This window comes from Pseudonocardia petroleophila (genome assembly GCF_014235185.1).
Lineage (GTDB): Bacteria > Actinomycetota > Actinomycetes > Mycobacteriales > Pseudonocardiaceae > Pseudonocardia > Pseudonocardia petroleophila.
On the sequence record NZ_CP060131.1, the window covers coordinates 3,717,997 to 3,741,315 of the forward strand.

26 protein-coding genes and 1 pseudogene are annotated in these 23,319 nt (G+C 71.0%); 15 read left to right on the forward strand and 12 right to left on the reverse strand.

Annotated features, from left to right (window positions below; translation table 11 throughout):
* Positions 1-3: 3 nt before the first annotated feature.
* From H6H00_RS33015 to H6H00_RS18595, 6 genes and pseudogenes are all read right to left on the reverse strand, one after another.
* Positions 4-1,338 (reverse strand): annotated as a pseudogene (locus H6H00_RS33015) (transposase); the annotation flags it as partial.
* 84 nt (positions 1,339-1,422) lie between these two features.
* Positions 1,423-2,478 carry a 2Fe-2S iron-sulfur cluster-binding protein gene (locus tag H6H00_RS18575; RefSeq protein WP_185717014.1) on the reverse strand — a complete coding sequence of 352 codons (1,056 nt, stop codon included), beginning with the start codon at positions 2,476-2,478 and terminating at the stop codon, positions 1,423-1,425.
* A 108-nt stretch (positions 2,479-2,586) separates the two neighbouring features.
* Positions 2,587-3,726 (reverse strand): alkane 1-monooxygenase, encoded by a 1,140-nt coding sequence (locus H6H00_RS18580; RefSeq protein WP_185717015.1) that lies wholly within the window; start codon positions 3,724-3,726, stop codon positions 2,587-2,589.
* 131 nt (positions 3,727-3,857) lie between these two features.
* Positions 3,858-4,139: a hypothetical protein gene (locus H6H00_RS18585; protein WP_185717016.1), complete on the reverse strand. Its 282-nt coding sequence runs from the start codon at positions 4,137-4,139 to the stop codon at positions 3,858-3,860.
* Positions 4,136-4,426 (reverse strand): hypothetical protein, encoded by a 291-nt coding sequence (locus H6H00_RS18590; RefSeq protein ID WP_185717017.1) that lies wholly within the window; start codon positions 4,424-4,426, stop codon positions 4,136-4,138. The genes H6H00_RS18585 and H6H00_RS18590 overlap by 4 nt, the downstream gene beginning before the upstream one ends.
* A complete protein-coding gene (locus H6H00_RS18595) occupies positions 4,426-5,148 on the reverse strand; it encodes a Phenylacetic acid catabolic protein (RefSeq protein WP_221775587.1) in 723 nt (240 codons plus the stop codon). The genes H6H00_RS18590 and H6H00_RS18595 overlap by 1 nt, the downstream gene beginning before the upstream one ends.
* Positions 5,149-5,369: 221 nt before the next feature.
* On the opposite strand from H6H00_RS18595, the gene H6H00_RS18600 reads away from it, so the two are divergent.
* From H6H00_RS18600 to H6H00_RS18620, 5 genes are read left to right on the forward strand one after another with little or no spacing between them, the layout of a single operon-like run.
* On the forward strand, positions 5,370-5,717 hold the full coding sequence (locus H6H00_RS18600; protein ID WP_221775588.1) for an FAS1-like dehydratase domain-containing protein: 348 nt from the start codon (positions 5,370-5,372) through the stop codon (positions 5,715-5,717).
* Entirely contained in the window at positions 5,714-6,067 is a 354-nt protein-coding gene (locus tag H6H00_RS18605) for a MaoC/PaaZ C-terminal domain-containing protein (protein WP_185717019.1), read from the forward strand. The genes H6H00_RS18600 and H6H00_RS18605 overlap by 4 nt, the downstream gene beginning before the upstream one ends.
* Positions 6,067-6,858 (forward strand): enoyl-CoA hydratase/isomerase family protein, encoded by a 792-nt coding sequence (locus tag H6H00_RS18610; protein ID WP_185717020.1) that lies wholly within the window; start codon positions 6,067-6,069, stop codon positions 6,856-6,858. Before H6H00_RS18605 ends, H6H00_RS18610 begins: the two co-directional genes overlap by 1 nt.
* 8 nt (positions 6,859-6,866) lie before the next feature.
* Positions 6,867-8,240, forward strand: a complete 1,374-nt coding sequence (locus tag H6H00_RS18615) for a phenylacetate--CoA ligase family protein (RefSeq protein ID WP_185717021.1) — start codon at positions 6,867-6,869, stop codon at positions 8,238-8,240.
* A complete protein-coding gene (locus H6H00_RS18620; RefSeq protein ID WP_185717022.1) occupies positions 8,237-8,482 on the forward strand; it encodes a hypothetical protein in 246 nt (81 codons plus the stop codon). The genes H6H00_RS18615 and H6H00_RS18620 overlap by 4 nt, the downstream gene beginning before the upstream one ends.
* A gap of 26 nt (positions 8,483-8,508) precedes the next feature.
* Here H6H00_RS18620 and H6H00_RS18625 read toward each other — a convergent pair whose 3' ends face one another.
* The gene (locus H6H00_RS18625; RefSeq protein WP_185717023.1) at positions 8,509-9,225 is read right to left on the reverse strand and encodes a FadR/GntR family transcriptional regulator; all 717 of its coding nucleotides are present in this window, start codon (positions 9,223-9,225) and stop codon (positions 8,509-8,511) included.
* 151 nt (positions 9,226-9,376) lie between these two features.
* Here H6H00_RS18625 and H6H00_RS18630 point away from each other — a divergent pair, with 151 nt between their 5' ends.
* From H6H00_RS18630 to H6H00_RS32375, 7 genes are all read left to right on the forward strand, one after another.
* Positions 9,377-10,429: an amidohydrolase family protein gene (locus H6H00_RS18630; protein ID WP_185717024.1), complete on the forward strand. Its 1,053-nt coding sequence runs from the start codon at positions 9,377-9,379 to the stop codon at positions 10,427-10,429.
* Complete coding sequence (locus H6H00_RS18635) at positions 10,402-11,475, forward strand: DODA-type extradiol aromatic ring-opening family dioxygenase (RefSeq protein ID WP_185717025.1); 1,074 nt, start codon at positions 10,402-10,404, stop codon at positions 11,473-11,475. The genes H6H00_RS18630 and H6H00_RS18635 overlap by 28 nt, the downstream gene beginning before the upstream one ends.
* Positions 11,472-12,329: an alpha/beta fold hydrolase gene (locus H6H00_RS18640; protein WP_185717026.1), complete on the forward strand. Its 858-nt coding sequence runs from the start codon at positions 11,472-11,474 to the stop codon at positions 12,327-12,329. Before H6H00_RS18635 ends, H6H00_RS18640 begins: the two co-directional genes overlap by 4 nt.
* Positions 12,326-13,609, forward strand: a complete 1,284-nt coding sequence (locus tag H6H00_RS18645; RefSeq protein WP_255425253.1) for an aromatic ring-hydroxylating oxygenase subunit alpha — start codon at positions 12,326-12,328, stop codon at positions 13,607-13,609. The genes H6H00_RS18640 and H6H00_RS18645 overlap by 4 nt, the downstream gene beginning before the upstream one ends.
* Positions 13,606-14,124, forward strand: coding sequence for an aromatic-ring-hydroxylating dioxygenase subunit beta (locus H6H00_RS18650; RefSeq protein ID WP_185717027.1), 519 nt, complete (start codon positions 13,606-13,608; stop codon positions 14,122-14,124). The genes H6H00_RS18645 and H6H00_RS18650 overlap by 4 nt, the downstream gene beginning before the upstream one ends.
* Entirely contained in the window at positions 14,121-14,897 is a 777-nt protein-coding gene (locus H6H00_RS18655; protein ID WP_185717028.1) for an SDR family NAD(P)-dependent oxidoreductase, read from the forward strand. The genes H6H00_RS18650 and H6H00_RS18655 overlap by 4 nt, the downstream gene beginning before the upstream one ends.
* Before the next feature lie 118 nt (positions 14,898-15,015).
* Positions 15,016-15,138: a hypothetical protein gene (locus H6H00_RS32375; RefSeq protein ID WP_255425254.1), complete on the forward strand. Its 123-nt coding sequence runs from the start codon at positions 15,016-15,018 to the stop codon at positions 15,136-15,138.
* Positions 15,139-15,156: 18 nt separating this feature from the next.
* Here H6H00_RS32375 and H6H00_RS18660 read toward each other — a convergent pair whose 3' ends face one another.
* Genes H6H00_RS18660 through H6H00_RS18670 form a run of 3 tightly spaced genes read right to left on the reverse strand, consistent with a single transcriptional unit; the run spans position 15,157 to position 17,972 of the window.
* Positions 15,157-16,134, reverse strand: a complete 978-nt coding sequence (locus H6H00_RS18660) for a dihydrodipicolinate synthase family protein (RefSeq protein WP_185717029.1) — start codon at positions 16,132-16,134, stop codon at positions 15,157-15,159.
* A 13-nt stretch (positions 16,135-16,147) separates the two neighbouring features.
* On the reverse strand, positions 16,148-16,690 hold the full coding sequence (locus H6H00_RS18665) for a 3-phenylpropionate/cinnamic acid dioxygenase subunit beta (RefSeq protein WP_185717030.1): 543 nt from the start codon (positions 16,688-16,690) through the stop codon (positions 16,148-16,150).
* Between the two features lie 10 nt (positions 16,691-16,700).
* Positions 16,701-17,972: an aromatic ring-hydroxylating oxygenase subunit alpha gene (locus tag H6H00_RS18670; RefSeq protein ID WP_221775589.1), complete on the reverse strand. Its 1,272-nt coding sequence runs from the start codon at positions 17,970-17,972 to the stop codon at positions 16,701-16,703.
* Positions 17,973-18,035: 63 nt separating this feature from the next.
* On the opposite strand from H6H00_RS18670, the gene H6H00_RS18675 reads away from it, so the two are divergent.
* The 3 genes from H6H00_RS18675 (at position 18,036) to H6H00_RS18685 (ending at position 20,665) form a co-directional block, all read left to right on the forward strand.
* Positions 18,036-18,803, forward strand: a complete 768-nt coding sequence (locus tag H6H00_RS18675) for a DODA-type extradiol aromatic ring-opening family dioxygenase (protein WP_185717031.1) — start codon at positions 18,036-18,038, stop codon at positions 18,801-18,803.
* A 442-nt stretch (positions 18,804-19,245) separates the two neighbouring features.
* Entirely contained in the window at positions 19,246-20,457 is a 1,212-nt protein-coding gene (locus H6H00_RS18680) for a cytochrome P450 (protein WP_255425255.1), read from the forward strand.
* 13 nt (positions 20,458-20,470) lie between these two features.
* Complete coding sequence (locus H6H00_RS18685) at positions 20,471-20,665, forward strand: ferredoxin (RefSeq protein WP_185717033.1); 195 nt, start codon at positions 20,471-20,473, stop codon at positions 20,663-20,665.
* Between the two features lie 494 nt (positions 20,666-21,159).
* Here the strand turns inward: H6H00_RS18685 and H6H00_RS18690 are convergent, their stop codons facing one another.
* Together H6H00_RS18690 and hpaB are read right to left on the reverse strand one after the other, a co-directional pair.
* On the reverse strand, positions 21,160-21,693 hold the full coding sequence (locus H6H00_RS18690) for a flavin reductase family protein (RefSeq protein WP_185717034.1): 534 nt from the start codon (positions 21,691-21,693) through the stop codon (positions 21,160-21,162).
* Positions 21,690-23,156, reverse strand: a complete 1,467-nt coding sequence (gene hpaB / locus H6H00_RS18695) for a 4-hydroxyphenylacetate 3-monooxygenase, oxygenase component (RefSeq protein ID WP_185717035.1) — start codon at positions 23,154-23,156, stop codon at positions 21,690-21,692. The genes H6H00_RS18690 and hpaB overlap by 4 nt, the downstream gene beginning before the upstream one ends.
* Between the last annotated feature and the right edge of the window lie 163 nt (positions 23,157-23,319).

Below are 23,319 nucleotides of genomic sequence, written 5' to 3' on the forward strand. Positions count from 1 at the left end.
ACCGTTGAACTTTGGCGTGCTGATCTTGTAGTTGATGGTGTTCGGCGGGTGGGTGTTCTGTCGCAGTGTGGTCCATGCCGGGTGTTGGGTCATCCGGGCGAGTTGGACGGTGACGAGGTCGCGTAGCCCGTTGATCGACCATCGGCTTCCGCCGATGTCGGTGCGGGCGTTGAGTTCGCGCATGACTCTTTCCAGCACGCCGCTGCCCAGTCCGGGGCCGCCGAGCCGGGCGAGGTCACGTCGCACCGCAGGCTGTAGGCAGGTGAACACCTGGTCGCGTGCGCCGAGGAGCAGCTCGGTCGCCGCGTGGTGGTGCGCGCCGGCGATCGAGGCACTGAATGCGTCGTAGGTCTGTAGGGCCTGCGAGTGGGTGTGGTGTTCACGGGCGGTGCGGCGCAACAACTCGGCCAGCTCGGCCCGCTTGGCGTTCGCCCAGGGGTGCGGGGCCTTGTCGGCGTAGAGCGCCCACCGCAGCGCCCGGGGCAGGTGCCACCAGCAGCGCTGGATCGGGGTGTCGGGCCAGGTGGTCTCGGCCAGCCGGGTGATCGCGGGCTCGCCGTCGACCACGACGATGACCGGGGCGTCCAGGGCGGCCAGTTGCTCGCGCATCGCCGCCCAGGGCTGATCGACGGTGACACCGAGCAGGACGGTGTGGGCGCGTCGTCGTCGGGTGGGCCCGGGTCGCGCGGTCAGGCCCAACGCGATGTTGCAGGCGATCCCCAACCGCCGCGGCCCGGCGCGCATCCCGGTGCCGTCCAGGATGACCACCGCGGCGGGGGCTGGGCTGTCGATCAGCTCGGCCACGCCGATCCCGTCCAGCAGTGGTGCCACGTCGGCCACTGCGTGATGAGCGCGTCCGGTCGAGGCCGGCGCTCCGAACGATCGGGCGACCTGCGCGGCGCGGGCGAAGGACATCTGGCCGGCCAACTCGGCCAGGTCCACAGCGAGCCGGTCGGTGCGGCGGCGGCCGGACAGACCCAGCATCAGCAGCAACGGTGCAAAGACCCGGCCGCAGGCCCGGCAGCCGACGTTCGCCAGGTGCAGACGCACCACTCCGACCGCGATGTCGATCCGCCGCGGCCGTGATCGTTTGCCCTTGCGAGCGAAGTCCTGCATCACCCCGCACCCGGGACAGGCGAGCGGCGCCGGAAGATCACGCACCGGAAGCCAACGCGGCCCACAGACCCGGTCGATCAACCGGTCCTGAGCCTGTTCGAGCGCGGCAGCCAGGGCCGCCGCGGGAACATCGTCGCGCATCGCCACCGCCCATGTCTCGAGCTGGGACCAGGTCAACGATCCATCGAGCTCCGGTAGCTCGGTGCTCGACAGTAGCCACAGCCACGGTGATTCCTCACGACGAAGGGCACCCACCCTTCACCGCAAGATCACGAAAGTTCAACGCTGCCGGACGCTACCGACTGCTCACCCCTGTCGCTGGGTCTTCTTGTCCAGGAACCGGTCGGCGTGGAAGAAGTTCCCCTCGGGGCGCAGCGCGCGCAGCTGCTGCTCCACCGCGTCGACCATCGCCGGTGGGCCGCACACGTAGGCGTCGCAGGAGGTGAGCAGCTCGGTGGGGAGCCCGGCGAGGACGTCGGTGACCATACCGCGGGCGCCCGACCAGCCCGAGTCGGGCGCTTCCTCCGACAGCGCGGGCACGAAGGTGTAGGACGTCCCCCAGGAGCCGGCCAGCGCCGCGGACTCCTCCAGGCAGTAGAGGTCGCGGGTGCTGCGGGCCCCGAACACGAACACGAAGTCGCGCCGGACGTCGTCGTCGCGGGCGGCCTCCAGGATCGACTTGATCGGGGCCAGACCGCTGCCTCCGGCCACGCACAGCACGGGCACGGCGGACGGCCGCAGCCACAGGTTGCCGAACGGGCCGACGACGCCGAGCCGGGTGCCGGTCCGGTCCTCGGCGAAGAGCCATTCGGTGAATTCGCCCCCGGGGGTCCGGCGGACGAAGAAGGTGAACTCGTCCTTGGGGCGGTCGGCGGCCCCCGTGGCGAAGGAGTAGCTGCGCGGACCTGACAGACCGTCGACGGTCAGTTCGGCGTACTGGCCCGCCGAGTACTCGAAGGGCTCGTCCACCCGGACGGTGACCTCCAGGATGTCGTGGGTGAGCCCACGCTTGCCGACCATCTCCCCGTCGGTGTGCACCAACGGATGGTCGGGCATGTCGGCGAGATCGGCGACGTCGAGCTCGACGGCCCCGCGGGCCAGCGACTGGCAGGGGAGGATGTAGCGGTCCTTGAGCTCCTGGGACGACAGCGCGATTGCCGCGTCGGTGATCTCCCGGACCTTGCCGCTGATCAGCCGGGACTTGCAGGTGCCGCAGGTGCCCACGGTGCAGCTGTGCGGGAACGGGATCCCGGCGGCGAGCGCCTCGTTCAGGATCGAGTCCTTGCCGGTGGCCGGGAAGGATCTGCCCGACGGCAGGATGGTCACCGAGGTCGGTGTCCGGTCGCGTGTGAAGAACCTCATCACTGCCCTGTCTTCCTGGGTGAGTACCGACGACGCGGTGGGCGCCGACACGGTGGGCGCCGACACGGTGGGCGCCGACACGGTGGGTGCCGACGCCCACGGCCGGACCTACGCCATCCCCGACGGCTCCGGGTCGGCCTTGTCGCCGACACCGGCGCCGACCCACTCGGGCCAGCCGATCCGCCGATTCTCGACCATCGCCATGCGCTGCTCGTCGGGGGAGGCGAACCTCGTGTCCCAGTCCTGCAGCCGCGGCTTGGCGATGTAGCTGGTCCACACCGGCGGCACCAGGGCGCAGACGAAGCAGAGAAAGGCGCTGGGCATCTGCGCACCGTCGGTGCGCGGCTCGAGCTCGTAGAAGCGGTGCTTGCTGTCGAAGTGGTGCTCGATGTGGTTGGTGATCTCGACACCGAGCGGCCGGATGATCGTCCCGAGGTGGTTCCAGGCGTGGTGCAGCTTGATGGGCGAGCCGGGCACCCGGACCATGCCGTAGTGCTGGAGGTAGTTGAAGCCCTCCACCAGCAGCTTGGAGAAGACCATCGTCGCGACGGCGACCAGCAGCCCGGCCCAGCCGGCGAAGTAGAGCACGGTCGCGCACAGGGCGGTCAGCAGCAGGATCTCGACGTACACGGCGTTGCGCGGGTGGAAGATCGTCATGTCGCGCTTGCGCAGGGACCGGACGCTCGTGACCACGCCGTCCTTCCAGGCGCCGTAGGAGGCCTGCCAGACGAAGGCGTAGATGGTCTGGCCGCGCCGCGGCGTGTCGCTGTCGATCGGGGTGCACAGGTCGAGGTGATGGGTGAGCTTGTGGCCCACGTCGCGGTTCGGGTCGAGATAGACGGTGTTGTAGATCTTCGACACGGCGACGGGGAACCAGTGTCGGCGGTGCATGAGTTCGTGGGAGATGGGCAGGTTGGGTACCGCTCCGATCCACCCGACCGACAGCGCCATCCCGACGACCTGCCAGCCGCTCATCGCGCCGGGGGTGCCCGAGGTCCACTCGGTGAGTCGGCCGATGAACAGCGCCCACAGCCCGACCAGCAACGGGAGGTGGAGATAGAGGGGGATCTCGGCCAGGACCGGCCGGGAGAGCCTGCGGACCCCGTGGTCGGCCGGCAGCAGGATGTCGAGGGCCATCAGGACCGGGAAGGTGGCGATGCCGAGCCACGCCCACGACCCGCCGAGCCACAGCCCGGCGATCGCCGCGCCGACGACCGCCGTGACGATGTAGTAGCGAAATGCACCCATGATGACGTCGATTCCTCACGCTCGAGTCGACCCGCGACGGCTCCGCGGATGGCGACGTTGCCTGCTTGCTTGTTGCGGTGCTGTGTCGTGCTGCCCCTGCCGGTCATGTGCCCTGCTGGTCGTGCCGTCGCTCAGGTCGCTGCGGGTACGTCGCCCGTCGTCTCGCGCACGCTGTCCATCACATGCACGATCAGCCGGTATGCCGCCGCCGCGTCCTGAAGGGGGGCCGCGGCCATCCCGTCGAGGTGGGGCAGGGCCCGGGCGGCGTAGGCGTCCGTATGCAGGATGGGGACCAGTTCGGCCTCGGTCAGCAGTAGGTCCACGGTGGGGAAGTCGCCGCTGATCCGCCCGTCGGTCCAGGTGACGTGCACCAGGCTGCCGTTGCGGGAGCCCTTGACGGTGAAGGTGCTCATCGCTGCACGCCGACGGCCTGCCACACCTGCAGCAGCGCCTCCTCGTCACCGAGGTCGGTGTCCCAGCCGTAGGGCTTGGCGAAGGTGAACGTCTGCGGTTCCGGGTAGGTCGCGTCGCTGGTGTCATACATGGTGACCGAGACCGACCGTTCGCCGACGGCCACGAAGAAGAACTCCCGGTAGTCCGACAGCGCCACCTCGAACAGCGCCACCTTCGGGTCCGGCCGGACCACCTGGACCCGCCACCCGCTGGACCCGCGGGCGAGCAGCGGGTCGGTGGCGGTCATCAGAGGAACCGCCGGTTTGCGGCGTCCGCGGGCACCGAGATGCCCAGCGCCTCGACCATCGGCCGGGTGTCGGCGACGTACTGCTGGCGCAGGTCCTCGTTGTTCTTGGTGCGCAGGCCCCAGCGGACGTAGGCGTCGGAGAAGTTCGAGTCCGACCGGCCGAACATGTCCAGCGCGGCCGGCCACCAGATCTTGATCTTCTCGTTCGCCTCGTCGAGACCCTCGGGCGTGGAGCAGATGCGCTTGAGGTTGCTCATGCCGAACGTGGCGTGGAAGACCTCGTCCTTGTGCAGGCGCTCGGCGACGGAGAGCAGCGGCTCGTAGGGCACGCCCTCCCACGTCTCGCCGATGTAGCAGCCGACCCGGTCACCGAGGCCGTTGAAGTAGGCCAGGTCGCAGAACGAGTCGATCGGCAGGTGGAACAGGTACTGCTTGATCGGGGCGTCGATCGGGCCGACCCCGAGCCCCTCCAGGATCCGGGCGGTGATCACCCCGTGCTCGACCTCCTGGGCCATCAGCTTGGCGAAGGTCGTCTTCAGGCGCTCGGTCGGGCACAGCGTCATGCACCTGTTCCACAGCTTCCCGAGCAACTCCGTGTAGTGCGGGTTGGTCGAGTTCTCCAGGTGGTGGCTGAGCATGCGGACGAGGAGTTCGTGGAACTCCGCGGGCATCTCCGGATCGCCCTCCCGGTAGACCCGGCGTGGCACCTCGGTGATCGTCACGGGTACTCCCTTCGTCGACGTGTGACGCGTACCATATGCGCCGCGGCAGAGTTTCGTCAACCGACGGGTCGGATGAATTATTCAGTGGGCACTCTTGACGTGACCGTGCCCGGTCCTCCATTCTCCCGACCAGCGGGTTGGGCGAACTCCAGCCCCCCGGCGACGCGGAGGTCGACGTGGACGAAGGCGCGAAAGGGCGCACCCTGGCAGAGGCGGATCTCGTGGTCACGCCCGAGCTGCTGGCCCGCCTGGCGGGCGCACTCGGAACGGACAGCGGGCCGCAGACCGCCGGCCTCGTGCCGTCGTTCGCCGCGACGGTCGGCGGGGAGTCCACGGTCGTGGACGGGCTCGGGCTGGACCTGTCGCGGGCGCTGCTGGGCGGGCTCGGCTACGAGTGGGAGCGACCGTTCGTGCCGGGCGAGACCGTGCGCGTCCGGGTCACCGTCGAGGACGTGTTCGCCAAGGGCGCCAACCAGTTCGGGGTGGTGGTCGCCGAGTACACCGACGGCGACGGCGCGGTCGTGCAGCGCCAGTCGATCACGTTCGTCGAGAGGGCGGCCACGTCGTGAACATCGTCGAAGCGACCTGCACCCCGGTCAGCCGGGTGCAGATCTCCCGGTACGCCGGGGCCGTCAACGACTACAACCCGGTGCACGTCGACGAGGAGTTCGCCAAGGCCGCCGGCCTGCCCTCGGTGATCGCGCACGGCCCGCTGACCGTCGCGTTGGCGCTGGACGCCGTCGTCGCGCAGCTCGGCCCGGACGCGCTGCGCTCGGCCACGGCGCGGCTCTCGGCCCCGGTGTTCCCGGGCGACGAGCTGACCGTCGTCCCCACCGACAAGGGGATCGAGGTCCGCAAGGCCGACGGGACGGTCGTGGCCACGGTGGCGCTCACGCTGGCCGCCGCGGACGGTGCCTGATGGGCTACGAGCACCTCATGACCGAGGAGCGCGCCGGCGGTGTCCGCGTGCTGACGCTCAACCGCCCGGACCGGCTCAACGCGTGGAACTCCCGGATGCGCTCGGAGATGCGCGACGCCGTCGAGGACGCCGCCGGTGACCCGCAGGTCCGGGTGCTGGTGCTGACCGGGGCCGGTCGCGGGTTCTCCGCGGGCGAGGACGTCAGCGAGATGGGCGACCTCACGGCGATGGGCACGCGCGGGTTCCGCGCACTGGCCCGCGGCATCCACGACGTCTTCGACACCGTCGAGGCCATGGAGGTGCCGGTCATCGCGGCGGTGGAGGGGGTCGCCGCGGGCGGCGGCTTCGAGCTCGCCCTGTCCTGCGACTTCCGGGTGGCCGGCGAGAGCGCCCGGTTCGTCATGCCCGAGGCCAAGGTCGGGCTGATCCCCGGCTCGGGCGGCTGCTCGCGGCTGGTCCGGCACGTCGGGCTGGGGCGGGCGAAGGAGCTGGTGATGCTCGGCGGCACGCTGCGCGCGCCGCGAGCACTGGATCTGGGGCTGGCCACCGAGGTGGTAGCCGACGGCGGCGCGCTAGAGGCCGCCGTCGCCATGGCCGGTCGGCTCGCCACGATGGCGCCGCTGGCGCTGGGGATGGCCAAGCTCGTGCTCAACACCTGCACCGATGTCGACGCCGAGACCGGGCGCCGGCTGGAGCGGCTGGGGCAGAGCGTGCTCAAGACCACCGAGGACCACCGGGAGGGCGCGCTGGCGTTCCTCGAGAAGCGCCCGCCGCAGTGGCAGGGCCGGTAGGAGGAGTCGTGACCACAGTGGAGAAGTCCCGGCTCTGGAACGCGCCGACCCAGACCGCCCCGCGCGAGACGCTCGACGCGTTGCACCTCGAACGCATCCGCCACCTCGTCGGCTGGGCCTACGAGAACTCGCCGCTGCACCGGCGCATCTACGACGCGGCCGGGGTCAAGCCCGCCGATATCCGCACCTGGGACGACTACCATCACAAGTTGCCCTTCACCGACAAACCGCATTACGTGGCCGACCAGGAGGCCAGTGCCGACGGGTTCGGCGGCATCGCCCGCGGGCCGGAGACGTGGCAGCAGTACTTCCACACCACCGGCACCACCGGCCGGTTCCTCAACGAGGCCTTCACCCACTACGAGCTGCACAAGGCGGGGTCGCAGTACTGCTACGGCTTGTGGGACCACGGGATCCGGCCGTCGGACTCGATGTACTTCTGCTTCGACTTCGGCATGTGGATCGGGCTCTGGAGCTTCTACTGGGGCGCCCGCAACCTCGGGCTGACGATCATCTCCGGTGGCGGGGTCAGCGGCGTGGAACGCGTCCGGCAGATCATGGAGCGGCGCCCCACCATCGTCTGCGGCACGCCCACCTACCTGCTGCACCTCGCCGAGGTGGCCAGGCGCGAGGGCCTCGACGTCCGCGACGCCGGGGTGCGCATGCTCGCCGGTGGCGGCGAGGCCGGCTTCTCCATCCCCGCCACCCGCGACCAGCTGAAGCAGGCGTGGGGGGCCGAGCAGGTCTACGACGCCTACGGCGTGGGCGAGGCCCTGTTCATCGGCCAGTCCTGCAACGAGTGGGGCGGCGGGGTGCACGTGATCGAGGACGTCTGCCACTCCTATGCCGTCGACCCGGCGTCCGGCGAGCCGGTCACGTCGTCGGACGCGGTCGGCGAGCACGTGCTGACCAGCTACACGCATTTCGCGCAGCCGTTCATCAAGTACCGCACGCACGATCTCGTCCGCATCGACGACGCACCCGACCACGGCTGCGGCTGGACGTGGAAGCACATGCCCGGCACGGTGCTCGGCCGCGCCGACTTCATGGTCACCATCCGCGGGGTCAACGTCTATCCGACGGCGGTGGAGAACCTGATCGGCGAGGTGGCGGGCCTGTCCAACCACTACGAGCTGCACATCAGCCGCGTCGACGGGATGGACCGCATGCTCGTCAAGGTGGAGGCCGCGGCGCCCGGGGCCGACGGTGCGGAGCTCGGCGGACGCCTCGGCGGGTACCTCCGGGAGAACCTGGGCGTCCGGTTGGAGACCGAGATCCTCGAGGCGGGCGCGCTGCCGCGCTACGAGCTGAAGACCAGGCGGATCTTCGACAGCCGCTCGGCCGACGAGCGGCCCGTCGTGACGTTGGGAGAGAAGCTGTGACGACCGTACAGATCCCGGTGCAGGCGTCCCCGCCGGTGCTCGGGGGCCTGCCCGACCTGCAGCGCGAGCGGCTCGCCGCGCTGCGGGCGGGCCTGCTGTCCGAGCAGTCCGAAGCGGTCAGCCCGGCCGTCGGGCGGGCGCTGGAGATGGCCGACGCGTACCTGTTCCTCGCCCTGGGCTACCTGGGGCACACCGACGAGCTGTTTCCGGGGGAGTCGGCTCCGGAGGCGCCGCCGCCGTGACACCGACCCGCGCCGGCGTGGACCGCTCAGGGGCCGGGGGAGCGGGCGGGGTCGTCCTCGCGTACGAGGTCGCGGTGGTGCAGTCGCAGGGCCTTGTCCAGGGCCTCGCCGTCGCGGTGGCGCACCGCGGAGACGATCTCCCGGTGCACGTCGATGTTGTGCCGGAGCAGGTCGTCGGTGCCCTCGACCAGCACCGCCCGCACGAGTCCGGCGTCGATCAACGTCACGATCGCCTCGTGCACGTCGGCGAGCACGGCGAGCCGGGACGCCCGCGCCAGCACCCGGTGCAGGCGCAGGTTGGCCGCGAGATAGCCCGCCGCGTCGGGGGCGCGCTCCATCTCGTCGAGCGCCCAGTCCATGTCGCGCAGGTCCTCGGGGGTGGCGCGGTCCAGGGCCACCCGGGTCAGCAGGTCCTCGAGATGGGAGCGGGTCTCGAACAGCTCCAGCGGATCACGGCCGGTGCCGGAGAACCACAGGTCCAGCCCGCCCAGCCGGACGTGTGGCGGCAGCGAGGCGACGAACACCCCGCCGCCAGGCCCGGTGCGGACCTCGACGAGCCCGCGGTCGCGCAGGATCCGCAGCGACTCGTTCATCACCGTCGGGCTGACCTCGTAGTGCGCCATCAGGTCGGTGCGCCGGCCCAGCGTGCTGCCGACCGGGGTGCGTTCGGCGAGCAGGGTCTGCTCGATGCGGCCGGCGACGTCCTGCGCGCGGGACCTCCGAGGTCCGGGGGGAGCGGGCATGGTGCTCCTTCGTGTATGCACAAAGAGAGGCCTGATCGCCGACGATCACGGATCTCGCATATTCAACCACGCTTCTTCTTGAATCGTGCATACATGAAGGCTAGGTTCGTGTCGCCAGACCGTGCAACGACGTACGTGTGGAGGTGTCCCGATGAGGTCCGTCCCGGCCCTGCCCGCCGGCACGATCGACGTCCACACGCACGCGATCGCGCCCACCCTTCCCGACCTGTCCGGCCACCCCGGTCGGTGGCCGTCGACGGAGCTCACCGGCGAGACCACCGCCCGCATCCTGCTGGCCGGGCACCCGTACCGGGATATCGACGACCGGTGTTGGTCGGCGCAACGCCGCCTGACCGACATGGACGCCGAGGGCGTGGCCGCGCAACTGGTCTCGCCGATCCCCGTGACGCTGTGTCACGGGGAGCCCGTCGACGGGGCCGTCGTGCTGGCCGCCGCCCAGAACGAGTTCTTCGCGGAGCTGGTCGGGCGGGGCGGCGGGCGGCTGTTCGGCCTGGGTGCCGTCCCGCTCCAGGACCCGGCCCGGGCCACCACCGAGCTGGTGCGCTGTGTCCGCGAGCTGGGGTTCCTCGGGGTGGAGATCGGCACCCGGGTCGGTGACGCCGAGCTGGCCGACCCGTGCTTCGACGAGTTCTTCGACACCGCTGCCGAGCTGGGTGCCTTCGTGCTGGTGCACCCGGTCGACCAGACGCTCGACCCGCGGCTCGCCGGCCTGGGCATCGGGTTCGGCATGGGCATGCCGGGCGAGACCGCCGTCGCGGCGGCGGCCCTGCTGACCGGCCGGGAGCGGCGGCCCGGGATGCGGCTGTGCCTGGCCCACGCCGGTGGGGCACTGCCGGCGGTGCTGCCCCGGCTCGACCGCGGGGAGCTGCTCGCGGGACGCGCGGGCGAGCGCCCACCCACGGTGCGCGCCCGGGACATGTGGTGCGACTCGCTGACCTACGACGCCGACAGCCTGCGGCTGGCGGTCACCCGGTTCGGTCCCGGGCACGTCGTGCTGGGCACCGACTACCCGTTCGCCGCCCGGGAGGCCCCGGCCGGGGCCGTCCTCGACGGCCTCGACGACGACCTGCGCAGATCCATCGGTCGTGACAACGCATTGGACATGATCGTCGCCCTCCACCCGGAGAGCCCGGTCCACGACAAGGGAGGCCCCTCGTGGGCGAGATCCTCGGCCTCGGCCTGACCCACTACCCGCCGCTCGCGGTCACCGACGAGCACATGGCCGACATCCTGCGGCTCACGCTCTCCGACCCGGACATCCCGGCGGAGCAGAAGGACCCGGCGAACTGGCCGGAGCGGATGCGCGCCGACTGGGGCGACGACGGCGGCACCGCGGCCGCGGCCCGGCACCGCGCCGAGCTGGTCGCCGGGATGGCGAGGTGCCGCGAGGCCCTCGACGCGTTCGAGCCCGACGTCGTCCTGGTCTGGGGGGACGACCAGTACGAGACCTTCCGCGAGGAGGTCGTGCCGTCGTTCTGCCTGATGGCCTACGAGGACATGGAGATCCGGCCGCTCGAGCCCGCCGGGTCGCGCGGGGTGCCCAACCCGTGGGGCCGACCGGCCGACATGCCGATGCTGATGCGCGGCGCCCCCGACATCGGCCGGGAGGTCGCGGCGCACCTGCTCGACGCCGGGTTCGACATCGCCTACTCCTACCGCAAGCCCGACGGCGTGCCGTTCCCGCACGCGATGGCCAACACCCAGCTCTACCTGGACTACGACCACGCGGGCACCGAGTTCCCCTACCCCGTGCTGCCGATGGCGGTGAACTGCTACGGCCGGCACGTGATAGCCCGCAAGGGCGGCATCGCGAAGTTCGCCGACATCGCCGCCGAGCGGCTGGACCCGCCCGGGCCCACCCCGGCGCGCTGCTACGCCCTCGGCGCGGCACTGGCGTCGGCGTTGCGCGACGGGCCGCACCGGGTGGCGCTGGTCGCGTCGTCGAGCTGGTCGCACGCCTTCCTCGTCGACGACAACTGGCACCTGCGCCCGGACACGGCCTCGGACCGCGCCCTGTACGAGTCGCTGGCCGCGGGCGACTACGAGGCCTGGCTCAAGACCAGCGCCGACGACATCGTGCGGTCCGGCCAGCAGGAGATGCTGCTGTGGTTCTGCCTGGCCGGGGCGATGGCGGAGCTGGGCCACAAGCCCACCTGGTCGACGTTCGTCGAGACCGAGGTCCTCAACTCCAACAAGTGCTTCGCCGTCTTCGAGGGGAACAAGGCATGACCACCACCGTCGCGGCCACCGAGCTGGCCGAGAAGTTCGTCGACGTCGGCGGGATCCGCACCCGGTACCTGGAGGCCGGGTCCGGGACGCGGACCGTCGTGCTGCTGCACGGGTCCGGCCCGGGGGTGAGCGCCTGGGCGAACTGGCGTCTCACCATGCCGGCGCTGGCCCGGGACTACCGGGTGCTGGCCCCGGAGATGGTGGGCTACGGCGCCAGCCGCGGGCCCGCCGACATCCGGTACGGCGTGGCCACCTGGCTCGACCACATGATCGGCTTCCTGGACGCCCTCGACGTGCCGCGCGCGTCGTTCGTCGGCAACTCGATGGGCGGGCTGATCACGCTGCACATCGCGATCACCCAGCCGCAGCGGATCGACCGGATGGTGCTGATGGGTGCGCCCGGGGTCGGGATGCGGCCCACCGAGGGCCTCGCCGCGGTGCGCAACTACGAGCCGTCCCCGGAGAACATGCGCGAGCTGCTCACCACGCACTTCGCCTACGACCCGTCGATCATCGGTGACGACCTGGTGCAGGCCCGGTACGAGGCCAGCATCGAGGGCGACGCGCACGAGATCTACCGGATGATGTTCTTCGACCCCCGGCACTCGGGCAACGACCTGGCCCTGGAGGCGGACGCCGTGCGTACCATCACGGCGCCCACGCTGCTGGTGCACGGCATGCACGACAAGGTCATCCCGGTGGACGTCAGCTGGACGATGGCCGGGCTCATCCCCGACGCCGACCTGCACGTCTTCGCCCGCTGCGGGCACTGGACCCAGATCGAGCGGGCGGACGAGTTCTCCCGCCTCGTCGCCGGCTTCCTCGGCGACCCCGCAACCGAAGGAGAGTCGTGACCGTCACCGATTCCGCCCCACCCGCCGTCGGCACCGGCGGCGGGCTCGTCGAGGAGGAGGAGCACCGGTTCCGGGTGCACCGCTCCAGCATGACCTCGCCGGAGATCCACGCCCTGGAACTCGAGCGGGTCTTCGCCCACAGCTGGCTCTACGTCGGGCACGAGTCCGAGGTGACCGAGCCCGGTGACTACGTCCGGCGGCCGGTCGGCGGACGGCCTCTGTTCATGGTGCGGGCGGCCAAGTCCCGCGAGATCCGGGTGTTCCACAACACCTGCAGCCACCGCGGTGCCGTGGTGTGCCGGAAGGACTCCGGCAACGCCAAGGTCTTCCAGTGCTTCTACCACGCCTGGTCCTTCGACACCGAGGGCAACCTCGTCGGGGTGCCGGGCCGGGACGCCTACGGCGAGGGGCTCGACTTCTCCGAGCTCGGCCTGCGCCCGGTCGCCCGGATGGCGAACTACCGCGGTTTCGTCTTCGCCAGCTACGACCCGGACATCGTCGAGCTCGACGAGTACCTGGCCGGGGCGAAGGAGTACCTCGACCTCGCGGCCGACGGCCTCGGCAGCGCGGAGATCATCTCCGGCACCAACCAGTACGCGATCGACGCCAACTGGAAGCTGCTGGTGGAGAACAGCATCGACGGCTACCACGCGGTGCCGACGCACGACACCTACTTCAAGTACCTCGTCGCCCTCGGCACCGATCTCTCGACCGGTGTGGACGGGGTCGGCCGGTCGCTCGGCAACGGGCACGCCGTGATCGACTACCGCGCCCCGTGGGGCCGGCCGGTGGCGAAGTGGGAGCCGATGTTCGGCGAGGACGCCCGCGAGGAGATCGCGCGGCTGCGCGCCGACCTCGTGGAGCGCTTCGGCGAGGAGCGGGCCGCGCGGATGGCCGAGACCAACCGGAACCTGTTCATCTACCCCAACCTGATCATCAACGACATCATGGCCGTCACGGTCCGGACGTTCATGCCGGTGTCGGCCGACCGGATGGAGGTCACGGCCTGGGAGCTCGCGCCGGACGACGAGATGCCGCAGCTGCGGCAGCGGCGCCTGGACAGCTTCCTCACCTTCCTCGGCCCGGGCGGCTTCGCCACACCGGATGACATCGAGGCGCTGGAGTCCTGCCAGCAGGGCTTCCGCAGCGGAGGCATCGAGTGGAACGACATCTCCCGCGGAATGGCGCGCGACCCGCACGCCGACGACGAGGAGCAGATGCGGGCCTTCTGGCGCCGCTGGCACGAACAGGTGTCCGGTCGGGACGGGGCCGGTCGATGACCGCCGACGCCGTGCTCGCCGCGCCGGGCAGGCTCGCCGGGATCGGGCGGGCCGAGGTCGAGGAGTTCCTCTACCGCGAGGCGGCCCTGCTCGACGACTGGAACCTCGACGAGTGGATCACGTTGTTCACCGAGGACGCCCGCTACTACGTGCCGTGCAACGACGCGCCGCAGGGCGATGCGGCCCGTGACCTGATGCTGATCGACGACACGATGTTCCGGCTCCGGGCCAGGGTCGAGCGCCTCAACAGCCGCAAGGCGCACCGCGAGTACCCGCACTCCAACACCAGCCACCAGATCGCCAACGTCCGGCTCGGCGAGGTCGAGGGCGACGAGCTCACCGTCCGCGCCGAGTTCTCGGTCTGGCGGTTCCGCGCGGAGCGGGCCATGTGCTATGTCGGTCGCTACACCTACCGGCTGCGCGCCGTGGACGGCGGGCTGCGGATCGTGATGAAGCACTGCATGCTGTCCAACACCACCCTGCGTCAGGTCTCCGACGTGGCGATCATCCTGTGACCGGCCCGCTGACCGGGCGGACGGCCGTCGTCACTGGGGGCGCCACCGGTATCGGGTTCGGGATCGCCCGGCGCCTGCTCGCCGACGGGGCCCGCGTGCTCATCGGTGGGCGCAGCGACGCGGAGGCGAAGGGCGGGGCCGAGGCGCTGCGCGCCGACGGGTTCGAGGTGGCGGTCTTCGCCGGCGACCTCTCCGTGGCCGGGGAGGCACAGCGGTTGCTGGAGTCCGCCGTCGGCGCGCTCGGCGGGGTCGACATCCTCGTCAACAACGCCGGCGGCGGGGTGATCCGCCCGACGCTGGAACACACCGAGGAGACGCTGCGGGCCACGATCGACAACAACCTGTGGACGACCCTGCGCGCCACCCTGGCGATCCTGCCGCACATGGTGGCGCGGGGCGGGGGCCGGATCGTCAACATCGGTGCCGAGTCGGTCCGCAACGGGCTGACCGACCACGCCGTCTACAACGCGGCCAAGGGCGGCGTGCACGCGATCGCCACCGGGCTGGCCCGCGAGTTCGCGGCCTCCGGGATCACCGTCAACGTGGTGGCGCCGTCCTACACGACCACCCCGGAGAACGCCGCGGCCCTCGCGGCGGGGAAGGTTCCCGAGCGGTTCCGGGTGGTGCTCGCCGATGCCGTCGCGCTGATCCCGGCGGGCCGGCCGGCCGAGGTCGACGAGGTCGCCGCCGCGGTCGCCTACCTGGCCGCGCCCGAGGCCGGGTTCGTCACCGGCCAGGTGATCAGCGTCAACGGCGGCAGCAGCATGGGCTGACCCGTCGGGGGTCCGACCGAGACCGACGGCGTCAGCTGCTCCACGCCGGCCCGACCTGGGACGACGACCCCGGACTGGCCGCACGGGGAACTCGACCTGCCCCGGCGAGATGGTGCGCTTGCCGTGGCTGTCCGACCAGGCGCGGCGCGACATCCTGGGCCTGAACTCGGCGCGGGCGTCCGACCTCGAGGTGCCGGCCGGGACGAGCGGCGGGGACGGAAGGACCGGCCGCGAGGGGTGATGTGCCCGCGGCCGGAACTCAGCCGACGGTGACCCGGTACCGCGCCTCCAGAGCGGCGAGCAGCCTGCCCGACTCCCGCGCCCCCTCGGCGAAGTCCTCGGGGCAGCGGGCGTAGGGCGGCCGGGCCGGGCCGGCGACCATGTAGCCAGCCTCGTTGATCCTGATCTTCTCCAGCTGCACGTTGTACGTGGAGAACAGCGCGAAGTCCCCGCGCGGGAAGAACGTTCGCCCGGCCGCCCGCATCTCCTCGCTGATCTGCCGGGCGACCTCGGCGTCGCCCGCCGCGATGGCGGCCGCCAGCGCCACCCCGGCGCCGGGGCCGCACGAGGCCGCGCCGCTCCAGCAGGCGCGGACCTGGTCGGGCGCCCACCGCCAGGTGTAGTACCAGTCGCGCTCGACGGGCAGCAACCGCACCCGGCCCGCGAGGGCGTCGAGGTCGGCGAGGAAGCTCCCGGCCAGTCCCGGGTACTTCGCCGCGACGACCTGCGGGATCTCGGCGAGCCGCGCGTAGGTGCGGGGGCCGATCTTGCCCTTGAACGCTTCCGGGTTGTCGTAGACGATGATCGCCAGCTCCGGGACGGCCTCGGCCACCGCCCGGTAGAAGCCGACGGTGGCGTCCTCGTCGCACGCCGACCACATGGGCCGGCCCAGCAGCAGGCCGTCGGCGCCGATGTCGCGCAGCGTGCGGGCACGGGCGATGGTGTCGCGCGTGTTGAGCGTGGTGGCGCCCACGAACACCGGGACGCGGGACGCGGCGGTCTCCACGACCGTGCCGGCGAACGCGCGGTGCTCGTCCCAGGTGAGCGTGGCGCACTCGCCGAAGGTGCCGTTGGTGAGCACCGCGTGCACGCCGTCGGAGATGAGGGCCTCGACCGCCCGGGCGGTCTCGGCGTGGTCGACGGTGTCGGCCACGGCCGGGTCCTCCGCCTCGGGCACCGCCGGCGTCGGCATGATCGCCAGCAGCCCGGTGATGTCGTCCTTCGTGAGTCGCGTCATCGCGGGGTGCCTTTCAGTACATCGTGCTGAGGTTGAGCGTGCCGAGCACCGACTGGTCGAGCACCACCGTGCGGCGGGCCAGCCGCCAGCCGAGGCCGACCCGGCGCAGCAGGTCCTCGCGTCGCCCGGTGAGCTGGTCGAGCGCCGGGTCGGAGCCGCGGGTGCGGGTGAAGAGCAGGTTGCTCAGCACGCGCATCTCGCGCGGGTCCGCGGTCGCCAGTACCTGGATGTTGGTGACGAAGTGACGGGTACGTGACGGCGGGTCCTCCGCCCACGCCGACCGCGTGCCCAGCCTCGCCAGCCGCGAGGTGAGGGTGGTCAGGTTCTCCTCGAAGTACGATGAGTCGTCGCGGGTGTCGCTGCCGTCGCGCTTCTCGCGGGTGACGCGCACGGGCATCCGGTAGCTGATGTCCTCGGTGACCAGGGTGAGCCAGTCGGCGAAGCGACCCTCGTCGAGGATCTGCGCCTCGGTGTAGAGGAACTGCGTGATCTGCAGGGTGGTCGCCACGTCCACGTCCAGGTCGGAGGCGGCCGCCGTCGGGGTGTCGGTCGTCATCGTCTCGCCCTCAGTCCTTCACCATGAGCTTGTTCCACTGCTCGTAGAACCCGCGTTGCACGGCCTCCAGGTAGCAGGTGGGGTACGCCGTGCCGGGCCCGGGCCAGGCCGGGTCCACCTCGACCCGGCCCAGCCCCATGACGTAGTTCATGACGTTGTTGTAGTTCATGTTCTTGTCCCGGGCCATGAGCCCATTGCTGGCGTCGGTGATCCGCGTCCAGATCTCGGTGTCGTCCTGTTCCAGCGTCCCGGCCGGCCCGAAGGTGTTGACGTAGCGCTTGTAGGACTCCTCCTTGAACTCCTCCGGGGCGTCGCGGTCGGTGAGGAACCACGACCAGATCTCGACGGTGTCGGGGCCGACCGGGCGCCACTGGCGCAACGTCAGGAAGTTCGTCAGGTGCGCGTGGCCGCCGGTGCCGTGCATCGGGCTGAGGAACGACAGGTTCGGGAAGCAGGTGCCGTCGATCACGGCGGTTCCGCGGAAGACCTCGAGCTGCTCCGGGGTCAGGTTGCGCTCGAACTCCGGCCAGAGCTGCTCGGGCTGGCCCTGGAACGGCGGGATGGGCGGCGCGACCGGGGAGGGGGTGATGACGTTGAGACCGTGGCCGTCGTTCATCACGACCTGGTGGCCGTAGCTGGCGAACATCGGATCCTTCGGCGAGAGCCCCAGCTCGACGGTGGACCGGTGGGTCATGGCGGTGTGGTAGGCGTCGCCGCCGAAGTTCTCCGCGCCGATTTTCCAGTTGGCCTTGACGACCCAGCGGAAGGGGGCGCCGCGGACCTCCATCTTGTTGTCGCTGCGGCCGACGAGGATGTCGAGGTACCAGGCCAGGTCACCCAGGTACTCGCGCAGCGGCACGACGTCGCGGTCGAGGCTCGCGAAGACCAGCCCGTGGTAGGTCTCCACGCGGGGGATCGTCCGCAGCTTCCACTCGTCGCGGTTCATCTCCTCCCCGTAGACCCGGTCGCCGGCGACGATCCCGGTGAGCTCGCCCCTGAGGTTGTAGGTCCAGCCGTGGTACGGGCAGGTGAACGAGCCCTTGTTGCCGGAGTCGGCGGTGCACAGCACGGTGCCGCGGTGCATGCAGGAGTTGAGGTAGGCGCGGATCTCGCCGCCGCGGTCGCGCACCAGCAGCACCGGATCGTGGACGTACCAGCGGGTGACGTAGTCGCCCGGCTCGGGGATCTCCGACTCGTGGCCCAGGTAGTACCAGGTTCGGGCGAAGACGCGTTCCACCTCCGCCCGGTAGACGTCCGGGTCGGTCAGTATCCACTGCGGCACCGTCCCGACCGACAGCTTCTGCTGCAGGTCGAGGCCGGCCCCGGTTACCGCCGGGCCGTCGCGGTGACCAGGGAGTTCGTCGCCGAGTTCGACCCCGAGCTGGTGGTGGTGTTCGCACCCGACCACATGAACATGCTCAGCCGCGTACGGGCCCCGTTCACCGCGGTCCTGTCGGGCCGCACCCTCGCGGAGTTCGGCATCCCGGAGTTCCCGCTGGGTGTGCGCGGCGCCGTCGCCGCCGAGCTGTGCCGCCGCCTCGTCGAGCGTGACGTCGACGTGGCCGTCGCCGAGGACGTGCAGGTCGACCACGGGATGGGCCTGACCCTGGTACAGCTGTTCGACGACCCCGCGGCGGTGCCGCTGCTCCCGGTCGTCGTCAACGCGATCGGGTTCCCGCTCCCGCCCGTGCGCCGGGCCCTCGCTTTCGGTACCGCGGTCGGGGAGGTGCTGGCGGACCTGCCGGAGCGGGTCCTGTTCGTCGGGACCGGCGGCCTGTCGCACCACCCGCCCTTCCCGCCCGCGGCGCCCGGTGCCGTGCGGCTGACGCCCGAGCAGCGCAAGGACCACCTGGCCACGGCCGCCGGGTACATCGACCCGGAATGGGATCGTGAGCTGCTGAGCCACGTCGAGCAGGGCGACCCCAGCTGGCTCGCCGGGCTCACCCAGGCCGAGCTCGACACGCGGGGCTGCGGCGCCAACGAGGTGCGGGTGTGGGCCGCGGCGTGGGCGGCCTGCGGCTCGCCACCCGCGTCGACGACCGACTACGAGCCCGTCCCGGAGTGGATCACCGGGATGGGGGTGGCCTACGGCCGCGCGCGGGCAGTGGTCTGACCGGCGTGGCGTCGTCGTCCTCGGCCCGGGCAGCACGGGTCGGGATGCGTGATCGGTGCGAGCCTGGCCGGGGTGGGACGACGATCGTGGTCGCGAAGTCGTCCGCAGGCACGCGGGATCTCCAGGTCCGTTGAGGTGAGCTTCTTCCGAGCCACCCGGCCACTCGCTCTCGGGTACGTCCCGTCGTACGCGCCTTCTGACCAGCTCGTTCACCAGGACGGCGACGGTGAACTGGACACAACCTGCGGTTCTGTCTGGACAGAACCGCAGGTTGTGTCCATCCTGGGTGGAACGCGGATGTCGACGTGGAGACGGCCGTGATCAAGGCTCGAACGAAGTGGGAGTAGTCATGACTCAGAGCGTGACCAGTACTGCCAGTGGAAACCCGGACCGTCCCTACGTCGATGTCGATCTGTCGTCGAGAGCGTTCTGGTCCGGGGACATGGTCGAACGGGACAAGAACTTCGCCGTGTTGCGCGAGCGCGACACGATCACCTGGCACCCGCCCTTCGAGGACCAGCTCCTCGACGACCCGGACGACCACGGCTTCTGGGCGATCACCTCCTACGACGACCTGATCGAGGTGACCAAGCGGCACGAGGACTTCCTGTCCGGCCCGGGGATCCTGATGGAGAGCCTGCCCGCCGACTTCGTCGAGGCCGGCCAGTCGATCATCGGCATGGACCCGCCCCGGCACACGCAGCTCCGCAGGCTGGTGGCCTCGGCGTTCACGCCCAAGCAGATGCGCCGGATCGACGACATGATCCGCCGCAACGCCACCGGCGCCGTCGACAACCTGCTGGCCAAGGCCGAGGCAGGCGGCGGGCAGACCGACTTCGTCGCCGAGTGTGCCGAGCTGCTGCCGATGAACAACATCGCCGACATGATCGGCGTACCCGACGCCGACCGGAAGGAGGCCATGCTGCAGCTGAAGATCGCCACCTCGTGGGACGACCCGGAAGTCGCGGGCGACACCAAGGAGAAGGTCCTGATGGCGATGTTCGGCGCGCTGACCTACACGCACGGGCTCGCCAACCGCCTCGCTGCCGAGCGCCGGGAGAACCCGACCGGTGACCTGCTCTCCGGGCTGGCCAACGCCGAGGTCGACGGCCAGCGACTCACCGACCACGAGATCGGCGCCTTCTACGTGCTGCTGACGATCGCGGGCAACGACACGACGCGCCAGTCGATCGCACACGGCCTCAAGGCGCTCACCGACAACCCGGACCAGCGGGCGTGGCTGCTCGAGGATCTCGAGGGTCGGATGCCCGCGGCGGTGGAGGAGTTCGTCCGGTGGGCCACCCCGATCGTCACCTTCCGCCGCACCGCATCGCGTGACCTGGAGTTCCGCGGGCAGCAGATCACCAAGGGCGACAAGGTCGTCATGTTCTACTCCTCCGCGAACCGCGACGAGCGGCGCATCGAGCGGGCCGACCAGCTCGACCTCTCGCGCAAGCCCAACCCGCACATCACCTTCGGCGGCGGCGGCATCCACCACTGCCTGGGCAACCAGCTCGCCCGCACCCAGGTCCGGTCGCTGATGACCGAGCTGCTCAGCCGGGCGCCGCAGATCACCTCGGGCCCGGCGGAGTACACCCCCAGCAACTTCTTCAACATCGTCAAGCGGTTGCCCTGCACCCCGAACCCGGCATGACGGAGGGACCCACGTGAAGATCAGCGTCGACATGACGAGGTGCACCGGGCACGGCTTCTGCGAGGCGCTGGCCGAGGACGTGTTCGAGGTGCGGTCCGACGGCGTGACGCACCTGCTCGACGACGATCCGGCGGAGAGCCATCGCGAGGCCGTCCAGGAGGCGGTGGACACGTGCCCGACGAGGGCGCTGAGCCTGCTGGAGGGCTGACGCCGGGCACCTCTTGCATTCCCGCGCTAAAGAGGATGATGATGACAAGGAATGTGGTCGCACCGTGGCGACCGCCGGGGGAGGGGTACCGACCATGAGCGCAGTCGTGGTGGCCCACCAGCGCCGACGTCGCCGAGGGCGGCCGCATCGTGGTGGACGTGGACGTGGACGTGGACGTGGACGGTGTCGAGGTCGGCATCTTCCGTCTCGGCGGCGACCTGTACGCGTGGTCGAACCGGTGCGCCCACGTCGGCGGCCCCGTCTGCCAGGTCAAGATCATGAGCCGCGTCGTCGAGCATCTGGACGGGGAGCGCCGCAGCCTCGGGGACCACTTCTCCGACGAGGTGCACGTCGTCTGCCCGACGCAACATCCTGGGCCTGAACTCGGCGCGGGTGTTCAACCTCGAGGTGCCGGCCACGATGAGCGGTGGGGCCGGACGGACCGGCGAGGGGTGACCTGCTCGCCCGGCTGCCGCAGGGGGACGACAGCCGGCTCACCAGGGGGCGGAGAGCAGCCACTCGTGCGCGGCGGCGCGCTCCCGGCTCGGGACGGGGAGGTCGAGGAACGCGCCCCGGGCGTAGAGCAACGGGTCGCCCGGGTGCACCGCCAGCGCGTCGACCCGGCCGATGACGATCACGTGATCGCCGCCGTCGCGCATGTCGTGCACGGCGCAGTCCAGGTGGGCGATCGCGCCCCGCAGGTGGGGGCCGTGGTGACCGGGGGCGTGCGCGACGCCGGCGAACCGGTCCCCAGGCCGGGCGAAGTCGCGGGCCACCGCAGCCTGGTCCGACGCCAGGATGCTGACGCCGAAACCGGGGGCCGCGGCCAGGGCCCGGTGCATCGACCGTTCGCGGCCCAGGCAGGCGAGCACCAGGGGCGGGTCGAGCGAGAGCGAGCAGAACGCGCTCACCGTGGCGCCGACCGGCCCGTCGGCGGTGGTCGTCGTGATCACGGTGACGCCGGTGGCGAACCGGCCGAGCGCGCGGCGGAAGCGATCGGGGTCCACCACCTCGGTCGCCGGTGTCACGGCGCCGGGGTGTCCGGGTCGCCCGCCAGTGCGAGGGCGCGGTCGACGAGGCGGAAGCACTCGGACTTGTCGTAGGACAGGTAGTTCGTGGCCAGCAGCCGCACCGGGTCGCCCGCGTAGTAGCGCTCGTACTGCGCGGCCCGCTGGCCGAACGCGTCGCCGCACAGGTCCCAGGCGAGCTTGTAGAGCCGGATCCGGTCGACCGCGGACAGGTCCGCGCCGCGGTAGTAGCGGGCGATGTCGTCGGCGACGGGGGAGGTGAAGTCCTCGACCGAGGGCATCATCAGCAGGCCGCCCGCGCCGAGGGTCTGCAGCACCTCGACCAGCTTGGGGTACTGCGTGGCCAGCAGCACGCGCAGCGTCTGCAGTGCGTCGAACCGGGGTCGGACGGTGCCGGCGTCGGTGGTCTCGTACTCGGCCTCGGACGCGACGATCAGGGCGTGCGCCTGCTCGACGGCGGCGATGCACTCACCGAGCTTCTGCTGCACGTGCAGGAACCCGTCGATCTTCACCGACTGGCTGAGCTTCATGGCCAGCCCGGTGATGAACTGGAGCTTGACCAGGCCGCGGACGCCGGTCTGGTGCGCGGTGTGCTGGCGCAGGTTCGTCGCGGAGTAGAGCGCGTTGGCCAGCCCCACATCGCCGTGCAGGAAGACGCGGTCCCACGGCACGAGCACGTCGTCGAACACGACGAGGCAGTCGGCCTCCTCGAAGTGCGAGGACAGCGGGTGGTCGAAGGGGTGCCGGGTGCCGTCGTCGAACGGGGTGCGGGAGATCAGCCGCAGGCCGGGGGCGTCGATCGGCACGGCGAAGCACGCGGCGTGCTTCTCGTCCCCGGGACGCAGGCCGGGCAGGCTGTAGACGAGCAGCTCGTCGGCCATCGGGGCGAGCGTCGCGAGCATCCGGGCGCCCCGGACGACCAGGCCCTCCTCGGACGTCGACACCACGCCCATGTGCAGGAACTGCTCCTGCTGCTCCGATGACCCCTTCGAGCGGTCGACCTGCGGGGTGATCAACGCGTGGGTGAGGAACAGGTCGTGGTCCCGGACGTGCTCGTGGTAGCGCCGGATGTTGTCCGCGAAGCGTGGCCCGAGCTCGGCGAACACGCCGGGTGACTCGGCGAAGGCCATCAGCGTGGTGTTGAGGAAGTCGGGTGAGCGTCCCATCAGACCGAGGGTGGGTTCGGCCCAGGCGCGGAACGCCTCGCGCCGCGCGCGCAGGTCCGCGGGCGTGCGGCAGGGGAGGAACGCGCGGCCGACCCGCGAGCCGTCCGGACCCTCCCCGGTGAGCACCGGGGCGAGCTCGGGATCGTGCTGCAGGTCGTAGAGCCCGGCGATCTGCTCGATCGGCCGGCGCAGCGCGGGATGCGTGGTGACGTCCTCGACGCGCTTGCCCCGGAGCCACACCTCCCGGGGGTGTTTCTGCAGGTTCTCGACGTACTGCGCACCGGTGCGTACGGGCATCGTCGCCCCTCTCGCGGGAACTGGAATGCTAGCGTGCCCGACGACCGTAGCTGGCGCCCTGTCGCGGGGCAAGGCGGCCTTGACAACGACCTGCGCCGGCGAGTTGCATGCAAGCATGCTAGGAGGCCAATGGGGGCCTCGCAGGCGTCGAAAGGTGTCCGAG